Here is a 1,190-nt window from a genome sequence, read left to right on the forward strand (position 1 = left end):
TGATAAATACCAAAAGTGTTTATCTGTGCTGGTCAGTAGCTGAGATACCGTCTCTCCCCAAGTTAACGACGCATAACCACCAACTCCGATAGCAATGCTTAACATTAAGCCAACCCATAGAGCCTGAGTGAGAACATTAGTATTGGAGGAAGCAGTATGACTGCTGGTAGGATGGTCTGTATGCATGACTATGCTCCTATGAGTGGCTTTACTTAATGTATTGATATCTAGCACATGTCGCGTGATAAATTAACTAGCAAGCAGGTTTGGGTGCATGGCAGAGGTCGCCATCACTTTGTTATCCCTATCTATTAACAACGCTGCAATATGGTGTTTGTTGAGCCACGCCACGGCTGCTTTAATACCAAGAAGCACGCAGTATTTGGCGTACACCTCCGCCGTCATCGTATCTTTCGCCAGTACCGTTGCAGTTAGAACGTCACTGGTTACTGGACGCAAGTCATGCGGGTGGATCAAATGGTGTTGCCAGCGGCCGTCGTGCCACCAGCGACGATAATCTTGCCCAGATGTGGCGACAGCCCCAGAGCTGAGCTTGAGGATCGCCACATCTTCATCATTGTGAACGTGCTCACTATTGGCAAAATACGGCTTGGCAACAGCCACTCCCCAAGACACTGGTTTATCTGTTGGGTTTTTTGGAACACCAATCGCGATATCCCCACCCATATCGACTAAGCAGGGAATATGCCAGTCATGAACTCGGCTAATATTTTCCGCCAACTGCATGGCGCACCACCCTTTGACATATCCATTCAAATCCAGTGCCATGCCAGCTGGCAGATATACTTGATGTTGTCCGTCAGCTAACTGGCGAAGCTGAATACCTTCTATCTGCTGATTGGCATGGTTAGCACTTGTCGTGTCTTGCACATTTGTAGGGGTGCTTACGCCAGTAACAGGTAATGATGGCACAGACATTTTGGGCAAGGTCTCAAATGAATGCTTATAGCCTGCGGCCCATAGAGGGTGCAATAACGTTGGTGTCACTAAGCCTTGAGTCTTTGAGACAAAGTGAATGGCACGCTGCAACACCTCGAATAATTCTGAACTCACCTCAGACCATTGGTCGCCACGGTTATTCAGTCTCATAAGCTCACTACTGTCATCAAAACGACTGAATATATGTTCCCAGTCAGCTAAGCGCTGCTGAATATCGTTTGTTAAAAAAG

At 47.3% G+C, this 1,190-nt stretch carries 1 protein-coding gene and 1 pseudogene; both read right to left on the reverse strand.

The window, feature by feature from the left end; genetic code table 11:
* Nucleotides 1–186, reverse strand: a pseudogene (locus tag JFC10_RS14765) (ferric reductase-like protein); the annotation flags it as partial.
* A 63-nt stretch (nucleotides 187–249) separates the two neighbouring features.
* On the reverse strand, nucleotides 250–1,190 hold a 941-nt coding region (locus JFC10_RS14770; RefSeq protein WP_198333486.1), incomplete at its 5' end, for an FAD:protein FMN transferase.

It is taken from the genome of Psychrobacter aquimaris (assembly GCF_016107525.1).
Classification (GTDB): domain Bacteria; phylum Pseudomonadota; class Gammaproteobacteria; order Pseudomonadales; family Moraxellaceae; genus Psychrobacter; species Psychrobacter aquimaris.